This is a genomic window from Allomesorhizobium aridi (genome assembly GCF_043769475.1).
Taxonomy (GTDB): domain Bacteria; phylum Pseudomonadota; class Alphaproteobacteria; order Rhizobiales; family Rhizobiaceae; genus Allomesorhizobium.
In genome coordinates, this window is the sequence record NZ_CP171729.1 from 2179884 (window position 1) to 2195018 (window position 15135).

At 63.6% G+C, this 15135-nt stretch carries 18 protein-coding genes; 12 read left to right on the forward strand and 6 right to left on the reverse strand.

What is annotated here, in order from left to right:
• Positions 1 to 154 precede the first annotated feature (154 nt).
• The 3 genes from ACG873_RS12730 to ACG873_RS12740 all read right to left on the reverse strand — a co-directional run bounded on the left by ACG873_RS12730 (position 155) and on the right by ACG873_RS12740 (position 3503).
• Positions 155 to 2017 (reverse strand): L,D-transpeptidase family protein, encoded by a 1863-nt coding sequence (locus tag ACG873_RS12730; protein WP_394892165.1) that lies wholly within the window; start codon positions 2015 to 2017, stop codon positions 155 to 157.
• Between the two features lie 196 nt (positions 2018 to 2213).
• Complete coding sequence (locus tag ACG873_RS12735) at positions 2214 to 2573, reverse strand: hypothetical protein (RefSeq protein WP_394892167.1); 360 nt, start codon at positions 2571 to 2573, stop codon at positions 2214 to 2216.
• A gap of 24 nt (positions 2574 to 2597) precedes the next feature.
• The gene (locus ACG873_RS12740) at positions 2598 to 3503 is read right to left on the reverse strand and encodes an alpha/beta hydrolase (protein WP_394892168.1); all 906 of its coding nucleotides are present in this window, start codon (positions 3501 to 3503) and stop codon (positions 2598 to 2600) included.
• 47 nt (positions 3504 to 3550) lie between these two features.
• Between ACG873_RS12740 and ACG873_RS12745 the strand changes: the two genes are divergently transcribed.
• Complete coding sequence (locus ACG873_RS12745) at positions 3551 to 4003, forward strand: MarR family winged helix-turn-helix transcriptional regulator (RefSeq protein ID WP_394892170.1); 453 nt, start codon at positions 3551 to 3553, stop codon at positions 4001 to 4003.
• 10 nt (positions 4004 to 4013) lie between these two features.
• Here ACG873_RS12745 and ACG873_RS12750 read toward each other — a convergent pair whose 3' ends face one another.
• A complete protein-coding gene (locus ACG873_RS12750) occupies positions 4014 to 4625 on the reverse strand; it encodes a pyridoxamine 5'-phosphate oxidase family protein (protein WP_394892172.1) in 612 nt (203 codons plus the stop codon).
• A 55-nt stretch (positions 4626 to 4680) separates the two neighbouring features.
• Positions 4681 to 5031 carry a gamma-butyrobetaine hydroxylase-like domain-containing protein gene (locus tag ACG873_RS12755; RefSeq protein ID WP_394893481.1) on the reverse strand — a complete coding sequence of 117 codons (351 nt, stop codon included), beginning with the start codon at positions 5029 to 5031 and terminating at the stop codon, positions 4681 to 4683.
• Positions 5032 to 5242: 211 nt separating this feature from the next.
• Between ACG873_RS12755 and moaA the strand changes: the two genes are divergently transcribed.
• The 11 genes from moaA to ACG873_RS12810 all read left to right on the forward strand — a co-directional run bounded on the left by moaA (position 5243) and on the right by ACG873_RS12810 (position 14596).
• Entirely contained in the window at positions 5243 to 6238 is a 996-nt protein-coding gene (gene moaA, locus ACG873_RS12760; RefSeq protein ID WP_394892173.1) for a GTP 3',8-cyclase MoaA, read from the forward strand.
• Positions 6239 to 6356: 118 nt separating this feature from the next.
• Complete coding sequence (locus ACG873_RS12765; RefSeq protein ID WP_394892175.1) at positions 6357 to 6713, forward strand: hypothetical protein; 357 nt, start codon at positions 6357 to 6359, stop codon at positions 6711 to 6713.
• A 136-nt stretch (positions 6714 to 6849) separates the two neighbouring features.
• Positions 6850 to 7770 carry a DMT family transporter gene (locus tag ACG873_RS12770; RefSeq protein WP_394892176.1) on the forward strand — a complete coding sequence of 307 codons (921 nt, stop codon included), beginning with the start codon at positions 6850 to 6852 and terminating at the stop codon, positions 7768 to 7770.
• Between the two features lie 2 nt (positions 7771 to 7772).
• Entirely contained in the window at positions 7773 to 8978 is a 1206-nt protein-coding gene (locus ACG873_RS12775; protein ID WP_394892178.1) for a multidrug effflux MFS transporter, read from the forward strand.
• Positions 8979 to 9033: 55 nt separating this feature from the next.
• Positions 9034 to 9612 (forward strand): molybdenum cofactor guanylyltransferase MobA, encoded by a 579-nt coding sequence (gene mobA / locus ACG873_RS12780; RefSeq protein ID WP_394893482.1) that lies wholly within the window; start codon positions 9034 to 9036, stop codon positions 9610 to 9612.
• Positions 9609 to 10121 carry a molybdopterin-guanine dinucleotide biosynthesis protein B gene (gene mobB, locus ACG873_RS12785; RefSeq protein WP_394892179.1) on the forward strand — a complete coding sequence of 171 codons (513 nt, stop codon included), beginning with the start codon at positions 9609 to 9611 and terminating at the stop codon, positions 10119 to 10121. The genes mobA and mobB overlap by 4 nt, the downstream gene beginning before the upstream one ends.
• Positions 10122 to 10654: 533 nt before the next feature.
• On the forward strand, positions 10655 to 11350 hold the full coding sequence (locus tag ACG873_RS12790) for an ABC transporter substrate-binding protein (protein WP_394893483.1): 696 nt from the start codon (positions 10655 to 10657) through the stop codon (positions 11348 to 11350).
• A gap of 74 nt (positions 11351 to 11424) precedes the next feature.
• A complete protein-coding gene (locus ACG873_RS12795) occupies positions 11425 to 12138 on the forward strand; it encodes an ABC transporter permease (protein ID WP_394892181.1) in 714 nt (237 codons plus the stop codon).
• Position 12139: 1 nt separating this feature from the next.
• Positions 12140 to 12961 (forward strand): ABC transporter permease, encoded by an 822-nt coding sequence (locus ACG873_RS12800; protein WP_394892182.1) that lies wholly within the window; start codon positions 12140 to 12142, stop codon positions 12959 to 12961.
• 58 nt (positions 12962 to 13019) lie between these two features.
• Positions 13020 to 13889 carry an NAD(P)-dependent oxidoreductase gene (locus ACG873_RS12805; protein ID WP_394892183.1) on the forward strand — a complete coding sequence of 290 codons (870 nt, stop codon included), beginning with the start codon at positions 13020 to 13022 and terminating at the stop codon, positions 13887 to 13889.
• A 2-nt stretch (positions 13890 to 13891) separates the two neighbouring features.
• Positions 13892 to 14596 (forward strand): DNA alkylation repair protein, encoded by a 705-nt coding sequence (locus ACG873_RS12810; protein WP_394892184.1) that lies wholly within the window; start codon positions 13892 to 13894, stop codon positions 14594 to 14596.
• Positions 14597 to 14605: 9 nt separating this feature from the next.
• Here the strand turns inward: ACG873_RS12810 and ACG873_RS12815 are convergent, their stop codons facing one another.
• A complete protein-coding gene (locus ACG873_RS12815; protein WP_394892185.1) occupies positions 14606 to 15106 on the reverse strand; it encodes an Lrp/AsnC family transcriptional regulator in 501 nt (166 codons plus the stop codon).
• Positions 15107 to 15135: the final 29 nt, after the last annotated feature.

Sequence of the window (15135 nt, forward strand, 5' to 3'; positions counted from 1 at the left end):
ACAGCAACGGCAATGTCGCCGGCGGCGACGTTCATTTCGCAACGCTCGACGCCGGGCTTGCCATGACCAACGCCGATTTCTTCATCGTCTGAGGTGGGGCGGGCGAACTCCCGTTCTCGGCGCGGCAAGCAAGCCGCGGCGGGAACGGGAGATCTCAGCTGCTCGGAGCGCGCAATTCTTCGGTCTTTTCAAGCGCGGTCTTCAGCCTTGCGTCGCGATCATAGATGTCGCCGAAATATTCGACTTTGCCGTTGATGTCAGGCCATGCGGTGAAATAGGCGACATAGACCGGGATCTTGCGCGTCACCTTCTCCGAGGAATGACCCTCTTTCAGCTTCCCCTCGACATGCTCGACGGTCGTGCCGAGCACGGCCGCGGCCATGCCGCGCGGGTCCTTCAGGCGCACGCAGCCATGGCTGAAGGCGCGTAAATCGCGATCGAACAGCGCCTTTTGCGGTGTGTCGTGCATGTAGATGGCATGCTTGTTGGGGAATAAAATCTTCAGTTCGCCGAGCGCGTTTGCCTCACTCGGCGTCTGGCGCACGTTGAATGGAACCTTTGAGCCGTACGCGCCCCAATTGATCGCCGAGGACGGAATCCGCCTGCCCCTGGAATCCGTGACCTCGTAGCCGGAACGGTCGAGATAGCCGGGATCGCGGCGCAGCCTGGGCAGCATTTCGTTGACGATGATCGACTGCGGCACGCCCCAATAGGGATTGTAGTCGACCTGCTCGATTTCGTCGAAGAAGAAACTGGTCTGGTTGGAGGGCTTGCCGATGACCACTCGCATGTTCAGCTTTTCCTGGCCGCCCTCGATGTAGCTCGCCGTATAGGCCGGCTGGTTGATGAACACGCGCGGGCTGCCGAGATCCGATGGAAGCCAGCGCAACTGTTCCAGCGCGAAGGTCACTTTGTCGAGGCGGTCGGCCTTGGAGGTGCCCGCGAGCGTGGCGACGGTGCGCGGGCCGATCACCCCGTCGGGCTTCAGGCCGTGCTTCTCCTGGACGGCCTTGATCACGGGAACGAGTTCCTCGGAATAGCGCTCGCTGCGGCCGAGCCGCCACAGCGTCTCGCCATGTTCGCCGCCGAATTCGTCATCGACGTCGCGGGCGACGAGTTGCAGGAGCTTGGGCAGCTCCGGGCTGGTTTCGCCGGGCTTCAAAAGCAGCTTGGCATCCACGACGATCTCGTTTTCCGAACTCGCCCGCAACGCCTCCAGTTCGACCCTCAGCGCCTGGTACTCGGGGTTCTGCGGATAGCGCGATTCGAGGAAGGTCCGCACCTCCTGCGTATGCGCGAGCGTCTTCAGGACGGCGGCCAGGTTTATTGGTTTGGCCGGGAAGTCATGATAGCCCGAGAGCCGGTTCGGATCGATGCGGCCGCCCTGAGCGTCGCGAACATAGCGCAGGACACGCGCCGAGAGCGCCATCTCGAAGCGGATCATCTCGCGCTGACGCGCCGCGGCGGCATCGAGCGAATAAGCGGCGCCTGGTATGGTGATCGCGTAATCGGCAGGCGAAAGCCCATGGCTGTCGGCTTCGCTCAATACCCGCACGGCTTCGATAGCACGGCCATTGGCGGTCGAGCCGGTCACCCAAATAAACTGGGGGTTGGCCGAATAATGCTCGGCCAGGGCCTTGGCTATGTCTTTTTCCGCGTAGAGCTCGAAATCGGCGAGGCCGGCGGTCGCCTCCCGAAACGCCGACCCCGTCAGCGACGGTTCGAAGGAGACCGTGTGGCTGGCGGTGGACAGGACCGCGAAATCGACCCGAACCAAGGGATCCACTTTGTAGGTATAGTAGGATGGCCCGGTAATCTTCGGCGCCGGAGAGGCGCTTCTATGTTGCCTCTGCACTCGCGGGCGCTGCGGAGATTCAACCCGGCGGCTGTTGTTGAGACCGCCGCCGAACAGTATCTCGAACAGGTTTTGCGCATGGCTCGGTGGCGCGCCGAGACCCAGCGTGATTGCGACCACCGCCAGCGGAAGTGATACGATCGTCTTTGCCACGAAACCCATCAGAATACCTGCTCCGGCCGGGCAAAGCCGGCCGGCTCCTCTTCGTTCGCCGCGAATTGATCGGATCGCCGGATGGCGGCAACGCGTCGCGACTATACCGATTCATACTGATTTCGTTAAGAGTCTATAAATTTTCTGACCACCTCCTGTCGCCTTGACGTGAGGCCTTTTTCAGGCATGGAGCACATTTGCGCGGCTAATCGTTGCGTTCCGACTGCGGTCCGCTCCGTTCCTCGATTTCTCGCTCCATCTCGCTCTGCCAACCACCCTGCTGACGCGGCGGGATGTCTTCGGACTGGCTCTGACCGCGGCCGGGCTGGCTTCGCTGGCGGCCCCGGTCCGCACGGCTTTCGTCATTTTCGCGCGGATCGCCGCTCTGCTGGCGCGCGCGCTCTCGCTGGACCTCTTCCTGCTGGAGCCCGCGTTTTTGATCCTGGTCCTGTCCGGTCTCTCGATACCGCTTGTTCATGGTCGCGCTCTTCGGTTCTGGTTTGCGATATGTATGACCGAAACTCCCGACCGCGGGATTTTGTTCACGGGAATCGACGACCGGCAACCGCCGCGCGGGAGCGGCGGGCGCTCAATGGACGAGGGCGGGCTCTTGCCGCTCGGTCACGAACCCGACCGACCGTTCCACCACCGCCGGGTCGGACAGAATGCGGCGGTGGCCGAGCCCCTCGACCCAGTGGAGCCGAACGTGATCGCCGGCTGCTGCAAGCATCATGGCGTCGCCAGCAGGCACTTCACGATCGTCCGGCGCATGGATGACAAGTGCTGGAACCGGCACGCTGGCCAGTTGCCGCGATCCGTTGAAATCGGCGAGCGCGCGGCCGGAAATGCGCCGGACCTGTCCGGCCATGGAAGAATAGGTCCGCCGGCCGAGGTTGACGGAGCGGCCGAACCCCTCGAACACGTCCGACATTGCGTTGGGCGCAGCAATCAGCACCAGCCGCTCGGCGGCCAGCGGCGCAATGCCCGGGACGGAGCCAACGGCCGCATTGACCGCGACCGCGCCGCCGAAGGAATGGCCGACGACCGCCGCGAACGGCCCGAACCACTCGCCGGCTGTCTGAGCGGCATCGACTGCGGTCACCATGTTCAGCCGCCGACCGGATGAGTGGCCGTGGCCTGGAAGGTCGAGCGACATGACGCGAAACCCTGCGCCGCGAAAACCGTCGATCATCGAGCGCATGTACTCCGTGCGCGACCGCCAGCCATGGATGACCAGCACGGTGCCGATCGCCTTTCGCGCTGGCCGGAACTCATGCACCATGACGCAACCGGAGCGGGTTCGAAGACAGTGATGACGCGCCTCCTGCATGAACGTCCGGGCCTGCTCGATGGCGCGGCGCTCGCCGGCGGTCAGCGAACGCCTGCCTGGGGTCCGGCAAAACAGATTGAATGCCGCGCGTCCGGCCAGTGCCGGCGCGACGTGTTCCGCTGCGCCGAACAGACCACGGATGACCTTCATCCCAAATGATGCCATAGTTGCGATCCATCAGTTAGTTCAAGTGTGAACATACTAGTTCAAAGATGAACAATAAGCAAGACCTGCCCTGGGACAATCCGCGCTTTCGCAACTGGATCGCGCTCGTGCGCGCCGAAAAGGCGGTTGTGAACGCGCTGACCAAGGCGCTGCAGCCGCTCGACCTGAAGCTGGCGCAGCTCGACATGCTGATGAACCTCTACCGCCATCCCGGCATGTCGCAGCACGACCTCGCCCGCAAGCTTCTGGTCGGCCGCTCCAACATCACCATGCTCCTGCCCCAGCTCGAACATCGCGGCGTGGTGCGCCGGGAGAGCGACGCCAAGGACAAGCGCATCATGCGGCTTTCGCTGACCGCCGAAGGCGAAGCGCTGCTGATGCGGGCGCTGAAAGTCTACTCGTCGCTGATCGAGCGGGTGATGGCGCAGTCGAGCCACAGGGAATGCGATATGATGGGCGAACAGATGCGGCGGATCGAGGACATGCTGAAGGAAGGCTGATCGCCGCCGCTCACCACATCGTCTGCTTCGCCCGCTCCGGCCATTCCTTGTCGTAGACGGCCCCGTCGATCCTGTTCCTGCTTGTCGCCGCCAGGATATCGCCCGGCGTCGGCAGCGATCTCGGGTCGATATGCCTTTCCGGATTCCAGAGTTCCGAGCGATGGATGGCGCGAGCGCACTGGAAATAGACGGCTTCGACCGCGACCACGATGACCGAACGCGCCGCTTTGCCTTCCACAGCAAAGCTAGCGCACAGCGCGGCATCGGTGGTGATCTCCGCACGGCCGTTCACCCGCAGGGTCGTGCCCGAGCCTGGAACCAGGAAAAGGAGCCCTACCCTGCCGTCGCGAACGATGTTCTTCAGCGAATCAGCCCGGTTGTTGCCACGCCGGTCGGGCATCATCAGCGTCGTGGCGTCGTGGATGCGCACGAACCCCGGCACGTCGCCGCGCGGCGAGCAGTCCAGTCCCTCCGGCCCGCTGGTCGCAAGCGCCACGAACGGAGACGCCTCGATGAAAGCCGCATACTCCGGGATGATCTGGTCGAGTTCCTTCACCAGCGACGCTTCGCCGGGACGGCCGTAAAGCGCTTCGAGTTCTTCGACCGTGGTTATGACCGGCATTGCAGCATCTCCAATCCCTGCGCCTATCCTGCCGGCATGACGCCTTTGCGAAAAACTAATCGCGGCTCAGGCCCTTTTCGGCAAGCTCGGCGAGATAGGCGTTCCAGCGCTCGTCCCTTTCATGGCCGAGCGTATGAAGGTAGGTCCAGGTGAAGATGCCGGTGTCGTGCATGTCGTCGAAGGTGATGCGCACGGCGTAGTTCCCGACCGGCTCGATCTTCAGGATGGCAACGCTCCGTTTTCCCGGCACCGTCACGCGCTGCTCGGGCGAATGGCCCTGCACTTCGGCCGAAGGCGACACGACGCGCAGGAACTCGGCGGGGAGGTCGAACGCTTCGTGGTCGGGGAACGTGACCGTCAGCGTCTTGCGATCCTTGGAGACCCGCAGTTCCTTTGGCGCCGTCATCATGTCTGCCTCATCCTCTTTGGCCAATCCCTACGCCGCTTTCGACCGTGCGAAAAGCCGCAAATCGCTGGGCGACGGAAGCGGCGTCTGCGTGTCGCATTCGAACTTGTTACCATTTGACGAGACGGAATAGCTTGATCGCGGCGTCGGATCGTACGACATAGACGAATACAACGACCGCCGCGATGACCGGACAAAGGAAGCGCCTGGCATGGACATGATCGACCCCTTCGGCCGAACGATCAGTTACCTGCGCGTGTCGGTGACCGACCGCTGCGACTTCCGCTGCACCTACTGCATGGCCGAGGACATGGCCTTCCTGCCGAAGAAGGATCTCCTGTCGCTCGAGGAACTCGACCGGCTGACCACGGTCTTCATTGAAAAGGGCGTCAGGAAGCTCAGGCTGACCGGCGGCGAGCCGCTGGTGCGCAAGAACGTCATGCACCTCGTGCGTCAGATTTCGCGGCATCTGGAAAGCGGCGCGCTCGATGAGCTGACGCTGACCACCAACGGCTCGCAGCTTTCGCGCTTTGCCGCTGAACTCGCCGATTGCGGCGTCAAACGCATAAACGTCTCGCTCGACACGCTGGATCCGCAGAAATTCCGCACCATCACCCGCTGGGGCAATCTCGACCGCGTCATGTCGGGCATCGACGCTGCGCAGGCCGCCGGACTTAAGGTCAAGATCAACGCGGTGGCGCTAAAAGGCTTCAACGACGCCGAGCTGCCCGAACTGATGCGCTGGGCGCATGGCCGCGGCATGGACTTGACGGTCATCGAAACCATGCCGATGGGCGAGATCGACGAGGACCGCACCGATCAATACCTGCCGCTATCGCTGGTGCGTGCCGGCCTCGAGCGGCAGTTCACGCTGACCGACATCCCCTACAAGACCGGCGGCCCCGCCCGCTATGTCGAGGTCGCCGAAACCGGCGGCCGGCTCGGCTTCATCACGCCGATGACACACAATTTCTGCGAAAGCTGCAACCGCGTGCGGCTGACCTGCACCGGCACGCTCTATATGTGCCTCGGCCAAGACGATGCCGCCGATTTGCGTGCCCCGCTGCGCGCCTCCGAAGGCAACGAGCTCCTGTCTAACGCCATAGACGAGGCGATCGGCCGCAAGCCGAAGGGCCACGACTTCATCATCGACCGTACGACCCGCCGCCCGGCCGTCTCCCGCCACATGAGCGTCACCGGCGGCTGAGCGGACGCACTCCGGGTCTGCGCCAAGGTATATTTTGCGAGGGCGGCCGCGCCCCCATTTACCGCATCCCGTTTCAGGCATAGCGTCGCCCTCGCGGTACTAGGCTTGGGGGATTCTAATGCGTAGACTTCTTCTATCGGCATGTGTGGCGGCTTTCGCGATTTTTCCGGCGGCGGCGCAATCGATCGGTGGCTCCTATTCGGTCGCCGGCACCAATCTCGACGGCTCGAACTACGCGGGCACGGCCGAGATCACGCTGATCAGCGACACCACCTGCGAGATCGTGTGGGAGACCGGCGGCACCGGCTCGAACGGCATCTGCTCGCGGAACGACGATTCGTTCGCGGCCGCCTATGTCATGGGCGAAGCGGTCGGCCTCGTCATCTATAAGGTGCAGGACGACGGAACCCTGGACGGTCTTTGGACCATTGCCGGCAAGGAAGGCACCGGCACGGAAGTGCTGACGCCGGAATAAAGGCAGCTGCCGAACATCGAAGCCGCCAAATCCCGAGCGTTAGGCCGCGCCGCCGCGTGGCCCATCGCTTTGCCATTGCGGTTTAGTTCCCGGATGCTACATCCGGAGGCGAATAGCCCGGGAATCGGAAAACCCCTTGCCTCTTTCCCCCAATCTTCGCGGCGCCGTGTTCATGTCGGTGTCGATGGCCGGCTTCACCATGAACGACACGCTGGTCAAGCTCGCCTCGGCCGAGATGAACATGGGCCAGGTGATGCTGGTGCGCGGGCTGTTCGCGACGGTACTGATCGGATTGCTCGCCTGGCGCCGGGGTGCACTGAAAACGCCGCGCTTCGCATTCCATCCCAAGGTGGCGGTGCGAGCCGTAGGTGAGCTCGGCGGCACCTTCTTCTTCCTGATCGCGCTGGCGAATCTGCCGATCGCGAATGTCTCGGCCGTGCTTCAGGCGCTGCCTTTGGCCGTGACCATGGGCGCGGCGCTGGTGTTTGGCGAAGGCGTCGGCTGGCGCCGCTGGCTGGCGATCGCGGCCGGCTTTGCCGGCGTCATGATCATCGTCCGCCCCGGCCTCGAGGGCTTCAACATCTACGCCCTGTCGGTGCTGCTCTGCGTCGGCTTCTGCGCCGTGCGCGACCTTGCCACAAGGCGCATCCCCGAAAGCGTGCCGACGTTGCTGATCTCGACTGTAACCGCAGGCGTCGTGACCATATGCGGCGCCTTCCTGGTCGCGCCGCTCGGCGGATGGGCGCCGATGCGCCCGGCGTCGGTCGGTCTCCTGGCCTTTGCCGCCGTGCTTTTGCTCTTCGGCTACCACTTCATCATCATGGCGATGCGCGGCGGCGACATCTCCTTCGTCGCGCCTTTCCGCTACACGGCGCTGCTCTGGGCGATACTGCTCGGCTTCCTGGTGTTCGGCGACGTTCCCGACACGGCGATGATCGCGGGCGCGACCATCATAGTCGGTTCGGGCCTCTACACGCTCTATCGCGAGCGCGTCGTCGGCAGCCGACTGCCCGCCGCCCGAAGCACCACGCCGGCAATGGCGCCGGACGGCATGTAGCCATGGCGAATGGCTCCTTCGGCAACACGACGCCGCCCAGCCTTGCCACGCTGGTCATGGCTGCTGCCGTCGGACCGCTCGCCATGAACGTCTTCCTGCCGTCGCTGCCCGGCATGGCGCGTTATTTTTCCGCCGACTACGCCGTGGTGCAGCTCGCCGTCTCGCTCTATCTTGCCGCCACAGCCCTGCTCCAGCTGCTGATCGGCCCCGCTTCCGACCGGTTCGGGCGAAGGCCGGTGCTGCTTGCCTGCTTCGGCATATTTCTCCTCGCCACGCTGGCGGCGATCTACGCGCCGACGATCGAGGCATTTCTCGTCTGCCGGATTTTCCAGGCCTTCTCTGCCGCCGGAATGGTGCTGTCGCGCGCCGTCGTGCGAGACACGGTCGAAACCGCGGAAGCGGCAAGCAAGATCGGCTACATCACCATGGGCATGAGCGTCGTGCCGATGGTCGGGCCGCTCATCGGTGGCGTGCTCGACGAGCTTTACGGCTGGCAGGCGGGTTTCGTGCTGACGCTGGCTTTCGGACTGATCGCCATCGCCATCGTCCATATCGACCTCGGCGAGACCAATCATGACAGGACGGCGAGCTTCGCCCAGCAGTTCCGGTCTTATCCCGAACTGCTCGGCTCGCGCCGGTTCTGGGGCTATACGCTGACCGCCACCTTCGCCTCCGGCGCGTTTTTCGCCTTCCTCGGCGGAGGGCCCTATGTGGCGACGGAGATGCTGAAGCTGTCGCCCTCGCAATACGGCTTCTATTTCGGCATCATCTCCGTCGGATACATGCTCGGCAATTTCATTTCCGGGCGCTATTCGAGGCGGATTGGACTGAACCGCATGATGCTGGCCGGCAGTATCATAGCCTGCTCCGGGCTCGCCCTGGCGATCCTCCTGCTCTATGCGGGCCATCTCTATGCGCTGGCCCTGTTCGGGCCGGTGTTCTTTGTCGGGGCCGGCAACGGCATGACGCTGCCCAATGCCAATGCTGGCATCGTAAGCGTCAAGCCGCACCTGGCCGGCTCCGCCTCGGGTCTCGGCGGCGCGCTGACCATCGGCGGCGGGGCCGCTCTTTCGGTGCTGGCCGGAGCGCTGCTGACGCCGGAGAGCGGGCCGATGCCGCTGCTCGTGGTCATGATAACCCCCCTGGCGGCCGCCGCGCTCACCACGATCTACGTTATCCATGTCACCCGACTCGCGGGCGAGATTTGAGGTCACGGTGAGCGTGGTTTGCGGACTTATCCTTTCGGGCGGACGATCGTCGCGCATGGGCGGCGGCGACAAGACGCTGCGGCCGCTCGGCGCAGGAACGGTCCTGTCTCATGTCGTCGACCGGCTACGCCCTCAGGCGCACCAGATAGCGATCAGCGCCAACAGTGATGCAGCGCGTTTCGCGGTCTTCGGCCTTCCGGTGCTGGCGGACCGCGACGACAGCTATGCCGGGCCGCTGGCCGGCATCCTTGCCGGCATGGAATGGGCGGCTTCGGCGGCCGGCACGCATATCGCCTCGGTCGCGGGCGACACGCCGTTTTTCCCCCACGATCTCGTGGAACGCCTATCGGCAGCCATGGAAGGAAAGCCCGGCCGGATTGTCGTCGCGTCCAGCGGCGGCAGGCGGCATCCGGTTTTCGCGGTCTGGCCGCTGCGGCTCGCCGGCGATCTGCGGCGCTTTCTTGAGGAAGGCAAGACCCTCAAGGTACAAGCCTTCATCGAGGATCATGAATTCATCGAGGTGGAATTTCCGATGATGTTGTCGCCCGGAGGGTCCATCGACCCGTTCTTCAACATCAACACGCCGGACGACCTCGCTCGAGCGGAAACCCTGTTGCGGGAGATGACGGCGTGACCCTGCGCGTGTTCGGCATAACCGGCTGGAAGAACTCCGGCAAAACCACGCTGACCGAAAAGCTCGTCGGCGCGTTGACCCGGCGCGGTTGGACAGTCTCGACCGTGAAGCACGCGCACCACGACTTCGACATTGACAAGGAAGGCGCCGACAGCTTTCGCCACCGCCAGGCCGGCGCAACGGAGGTGGCGGTGGTTTCGGACCGGCGGTGGGCGCTGATGCACGAACTGCGCGGTGAGGCCGAACCGTCGCTCGACGTGATACTCGCCAGGCTGGCGCCATGCGATCTCGTACTTGTAGAGGGCTACAAGCGCGAGCCGCACAGCAAGATCGAAACCCGGCGGCTCGGGGCGAAAGACACCGCGCCGCTCTCCGCCTCTGATCCCAACATCGTCGCCATCGCGGCGGATCATGCCGTCTCCGGCGAGACCGTCCCCGCCTTCGCCATCGACGACGTCGAGGCCATCGCCGACTTCATCGAAGCTGCCGCCGGCCTTTCACGAAGCTGACGCTGATGCGGCGCATCGCAACTGGCGGCGCATCACGCAAAAACCGCCCGCAAATGCTCGTCCTAGTTGGGATTTGTTTGCCGGGCGTCTCCGTTAGCGATTGCTTTTTTGCTGAAAACAATGGGAATATCGCTTGCCGACGCGACATGGGTCGCGCCCGCTATGCTCCGGCGTCGTGCCGGAATGCAAAGACCAAGAGGGATTAAATGCGTACCATGAAACGCTTGACGCTCGCGGCCTCGGCAGCAGCAATTGCGCTGATGCTGGCCGCCTGCTCGCAGGAAGAGACCAAGACGGCCGAAACCGCCCCGGCCGCTCCTGCCGAAACGACGGCGCCTGCCACGCCTGCGCCCGCGCCGGCCGACACCGCCACAGCCCCTGCTCCCGCCGCAGAGCCTGCGCCTGCGCCCGCCGCGGAGCCTGCACCTGCTCCCGCCGAAACGGCAGCCGCTCCTGCCCCAGCCGAATCCGCGCCGGCGCCGGCGCCCGCACCTGCCGCCGCCCCCGCCGCGGCTTCGGGAACAACGCTCAAGATCGGCACCGAAGGCGCCTATCCGCCCTTCAACAACCTGACGGCCGACGGCAAGCTGGAAGGCTTCGACATCGACATCGCCAACGCGCTCTGCGAAGAGATGAAGGTGAAGTGCGAATTCGTCACCCAGGATTGGGACGGCATCATTCCGGCGCTGCAGGCGGGCAAGTTCGACGCTATCATCGCCTCCATGTCGATCACCGACGAGCGCAAGCAGAAGGTCGACTTCACCAACAAATACTACAACACGCCGCCGGCGATCGCCGCGGCGAAGGACACCGATATCAAGGGCGTGACCAAGGAAGATCTGGCGGGCAAGACGCTCGGCGCCGCTACCGCGACCACGCACTACAACTATGCTGAAAAGACCTACACCGACACGACGCTCAAGGGCTATCCATCCAGCCAGGAATTCCTGCTCGACATGGCCAACGGCCGCGTCGACGCTGTCACCGACGACATAAGCGTGCTTGAGGGATGGCTGAAGACCCCGGACGGCGCATGTTGCAAGATCGTCGGCACGATCACGCCCGTGCCGGAAATTCACGGCGAAGGGGCGGGCATTGCGGTGCGAAAGGGCGAGACGGACCTCGCCAACAAGTTCAACGCGGCCATCAAGGCAATCCGTACCAGCGGCAAATACAAAGAAATCAACGACAAATATTTCAGCTACGACGTCTACGGCGGCGAGTCCTGAGATAGGCTGGCGCGGGCGGCGGCGTTTGCCGCCGCCCGTGCGACTGCGCTGAGCAAGGGGAGCGGAATGACCTGATGCCGAGCTACTGGACTCTGCTCAGCTGGGGGTCGGAGGGGTGGCTCGACGATATCGCCTACGGTGTCTTCATCACCGTTTCGCTTGCCGTCGCAACGCTCCCGCTCGGTCTCGTCATCGGATTCTTTGTCGCGCTCGCCAAGCAGGCGTCGGAGCCGTCGCTCAGGCTTGCGGGCAATATCTACACCACCATCTTCCGCGGCCTTCCCGAACTCCTCACCCTCTTCCTCGTCTACTACGGCGTCCAGATCGGCCTGCAGAATATCGTGCGGCTGGTGCAGCCCGACGCAACCGTTGAGGTCAACAGTTTCGTCTCGGGCATGGTGGCGCTCGGCGTGGTGTTCTCGTCCTATGCCAGCGAGGTCTTCCTGTCGGCCTTCCGCGCGATTCCGCGCGGCCAGTATGAGGGTGGATATTCGATCGGTCTGACCAGCGGCCAGACCATGCGCCTGGTGGTGCTGCCGCAACTGGTCCGCATCGCGCTTCCGGGACTTGCCAATCTCTGGCTGATTTTGCTCAAGGACACCGCGCTGGTTTCGGCGATCGGGCTCTCCGACATCTTGCGCCAGACCGGCATAGCCGCGCGCGTGACCCGCGAAGCCTTCCTGTTCTTCGGCCTAGCCATCCTCATCTACCTCGTCCTGGCGATCATCTCGTCGTTCGGGATAGGAGCCGTCGAACGCGCTGTCAGTCAGCACGAAGGCGGTCGATAACATGGGCGCCGAATCCATCGCCATCGCGGCGCCTCCGCCGCCGGCGCGCGGCTGGCCACGGGAGCGCATTGCCGGATACGCGCTGGTCGGCCTATGGATTATCGCCGGGATAGCGCTGGTGGCCTATCTGATCGGCGCGTGGAACAGGGAACTGGTCGAGAGATGGGCGCCGGCCTACTTCTCCGGCCTTGGCGTTACCCTGGCGCTTGTCGTCATCTCCATCGTGCTCGGCGCCATTTTGTCGGTGCCGGTCGCCTATGCGCGGATGTCGAAGAACAGGATCCTTTCGTCGCTCGCTTACGCCTACGTCTATTTCTTCCGCGGCACGCCGCTGCTCGCCCAGACCTTTCTCATTTACTACGGGCTCGGCGCGCAACGCCCGCTGCTGGAATCCATGGGTCTGTGGTGGCTGTTTCGCGACGCCTGGTATTGCGCCGTCTTCGCCTTCTCACTCAACACCGCGGCCTATCAGGCTGAAATCCTTCGCGGCGCGATCGAAAGCGTTCCGAAGGGTCAGTGGGAGGGTGCGGCTTCGCTCGGCCTCCACAATCTGCAGACGCTTCGCAAGGTGGTCCTGCCGCAGGCGCTCATCGTCGCGCTGCGTCCCTACGGCAACGAGATCGTCCTGATGATCAAGGGCTCAGCCGTGGTCGCGCTGGTCACAGTCCCGGATCTGATGGGCCAGACCCGTCTCGCCTTCTCCCGCAGCTTCGATTACCAGGCCTATCTCTGGGCCGCCATTTTCTACCTCGTCCTCGTCGAGACTTTGCGTCACGGCGTCGAATGGATAGAACGTCGCATCACGCGGCATCTCGTGCGCTGACTGCATAGCTGCCGCGACGCATTAAAAAACCGGAATATCGTACTGAAAGGACGGCACCATGGCATCTGTCGCGTTTCTGGGTCTCGGCGTGATGGGCTACCCGATGGCGGGTCACCTGAGGAAAAAAGGCGGGCATGACGTGACCGTCTACAACCGCACCGCCGTCAAGGCCGAAAAATGGGTGGCGGAGTTCGGCGGCGCGGCCGCGGGCACGCCGCGCGAAGCTGCGGCAGGCAAGGATTTCGTCTTCTCCTGCGTCGGCAACGACGACGACCTGCGCCAGATCACCATCGGCCCCCACGGCGCGTTCCAGGCGATGAAGAAGGGCGCGATCTTCATCGACAACACCACCGCTTCGGCCGAAGTCGCGCGCGAACTCGCGGAAAAGGCGGCGGCGGGCGGCTTCGGCTTCCTTGACGCGCCCGTTTCGGGCGGCCAGGCTGGCGCGGAAAACGGCGTGCTTACCGTGATGGTCGGCGGCGAGCAGGCAGCTTTCGACAGGGCAAAGCCCGCGATCGACGCATACGCCAAAATGGTAGGGCTGATGGGCCCGGCGGGCTCCGGCCAAATCACCAAGATGATCAACCAGATCTGCATCGCCGGCCTCGTCCAGGGCCTGGCCGAAGGCATCCATTTCGGCAAGAGGGCCGGGCTCGACATCGAGAAGGTCATCGACGTCATCTCCAAGGGTGCCGCCGGCTCCTGGCAGATGGAAAACCGCCACAAGACCATGAACGCCGGCAAATACGATTTCGGTTTCGCTGTCGACTGGATGCGTAAGGATCTCGGCATCTGCCTCGCTGAGGCGGACCGCAACAGCGCGAAACTGCCGGTCACTGCATTGGTTGATCAGTTCTACAAAGACGTCCAGGCAATGGGCGGCAGGCGCTGGGACACGTCCTCGCTGCTGGCGCGACTCGAACGCTGACGATGGAACTGACGCCGGCCTCAACCGCCGCCGAGATCATCGCGCATCTGCGCACGCTCGGCTCGGAGGAGAACCGTCGCGGCATGCTGCGCTACGGCATCAGGATCGATCGCGCGCTCGGCATCCCGCATGGGGTGCAGCGCGACATCGCGAAAAAGATCAAGCGCAATCACGAACGCGCTTTCGAGCTGTGGGCGACCGGCATCATGGAGGCGCAATTTATCGCTTCCGTCACTGCCGACCCGAAGCGGTTTACTGCAGACAATGCAAGAGCTTGGGCAGCCGAGTTCGATTCCTGGGACATCGTGGACGGAGTGTCGGACCTCTTCGTCGACACCGACCACTGGCGCGAGTTGATCGACGAGTTCGCCGCCGACGAGCGCGAGTTCGTGCGCCGAACCGCTTTCGCCATGCTTTGCTGGGCAACCGTTCATCGCAAGAAAGAGCCGGACTTGACCTTTGCCGGCTACCTTCAGCTGATCGAGAAACATTCGGACGACAGCCGGAACTTCGTCAAGAAAGCTGTCAACTGGGCTCTTCGCACCATCGGCAAGCGCTCGATGGCGTTGCACGCCCCTGCCCTTGCGCTGGCCGAGAAGCTTGCGGCTTCGACGAACAGGACGGCGCGCTGGATCGGCCGGGACGCGGCGCGCGAACTCAGCAACCCGAAGACCCTCGAACGGCTGGCGAAGAAGTCGATGTCTTAGGACACGACGTCAGATGCCTGCGCCTGACGAGTAGCCGCCATCCTTGTCGAGCGTCATGTAGTCCAGCGGCATTTCCGTCGTGTACTTGATCTGCTCCATGGCGAAGGCTGAAGACACGTCGCGAATCTCGATCTTGGCGATCAGCCGCTTGTAGAAGGCATCGTAGGCGGCGATGTCGGGCACCACTACCCGCAGCAGGTAGTCGACGTCGCCGCTCATCCGGTAGAATTCGATCACCTCGGGGAATTCCTGGATGACCTCGGAAAAGCGCCGCAGCCATTCATGGCTGTGCGAATTGGTGCGGATCGACACGAATACCGTCACCCGGGCGTTGATCTTCGCCGGATCGAGTAAAGCGACGCGCCGCTTGATGACGCCCTCCTCCTCGAGCTTCTGGATTCGCCGCCAGCAGGGCGTCGTCGACAGGCCGACCTTTTTCGCTACATCAGCTACGGCGAGCGTGGAGTCCTCCTGCAGTAGGCGAAGAATTTTCCGATCGAGGCGATCCATGACGGCTCCATTAGAATTTCATTCCGGCA

Coding starts and splice junctions, on each gene's coding strand:
- ACG873_RS12730 (WP_394892165.1), bottom strand. CDS start 2,017: ATGGGTTTCGTGGCAAAGACGATCGTATCACTTCCGCTGGCGGTGGTC.
- ACG873_RS12740 (WP_394892168.1), bottom strand. CDS start 3,503: ATGGCATCATTTGGGATGAAGGTCATCCGTGGTCTGTTCGGCGCAGCG.
- ACG873_RS12745 (WP_394892170.1), top strand. CDS start 3,551: ATGAACAATAAGCAAGACCTGCCCTGGGACAATCCGCGCTTTCGCAAC.
- ACG873_RS12750 (WP_394892172.1), bottom strand. CDS start 4,625: ATGCCGGTCATAACCACGGTCGAAGAACTCGAAGCGCTTTACGGCCGT.
- ACG873_RS12755 (WP_394893481.1), bottom strand. CDS start 5,031: ATGACGGCGCCAAAGGAACTGCGGGTCTCCAAGGATCGCAAGACGCTG.
- moaA (WP_394892173.1), top strand. CDS start 5,243: ATGGACATGATCGACCCCTTCGGCCGAACGATCAGTTACCTGCGCGTG.
- ACG873_RS12765 (WP_394892175.1), top strand. CDS start 6,357: ATGCGTAGACTTCTTCTATCGGCATGTGTGGCGGCTTTCGCGATTTTT.
- ACG873_RS12775 (WP_394892178.1), top strand. CDS start 7,773: ATGGCGAATGGCTCCTTCGGCAACACGACGCCGCCCAGCCTTGCCACG.
- mobA (WP_394893482.1), top strand. CDS start 9,034: ATGGGCGGCGGCGACAAGACGCTGCGGCCGCTCGGCGCAGGAACGGTC.
- ACG873_RS12795 (WP_394892181.1), top strand. CDS start 11,425: ATGCCGAGCTACTGGACTCTGCTCAGCTGGGGGTCGGAGGGGTGGCTC.
- ACG873_RS12800 (WP_394892182.1), top strand. CDS start 12,140: ATGGGCGCCGAATCCATCGCCATCGCGGCGCCTCCGCCGCCGGCGCGC.
- ACG873_RS12805 (WP_394892183.1), top strand. CDS start 13,020: ATGGCATCTGTCGCGTTTCTGGGTCTCGGCGTGATGGGCTACCCGATG.
- ACG873_RS12810 (WP_394892184.1), top strand. CDS start 13,892: ATGGAACTGACGCCGGCCTCAACCGCCGCCGAGATCATCGCGCATCTG.
- ACG873_RS12815 (WP_394892185.1), bottom strand. CDS start 15,106: ATGGATCGCCTCGATCGGAAAATTCTTCGCCTACTGCAGGAGGACTCC.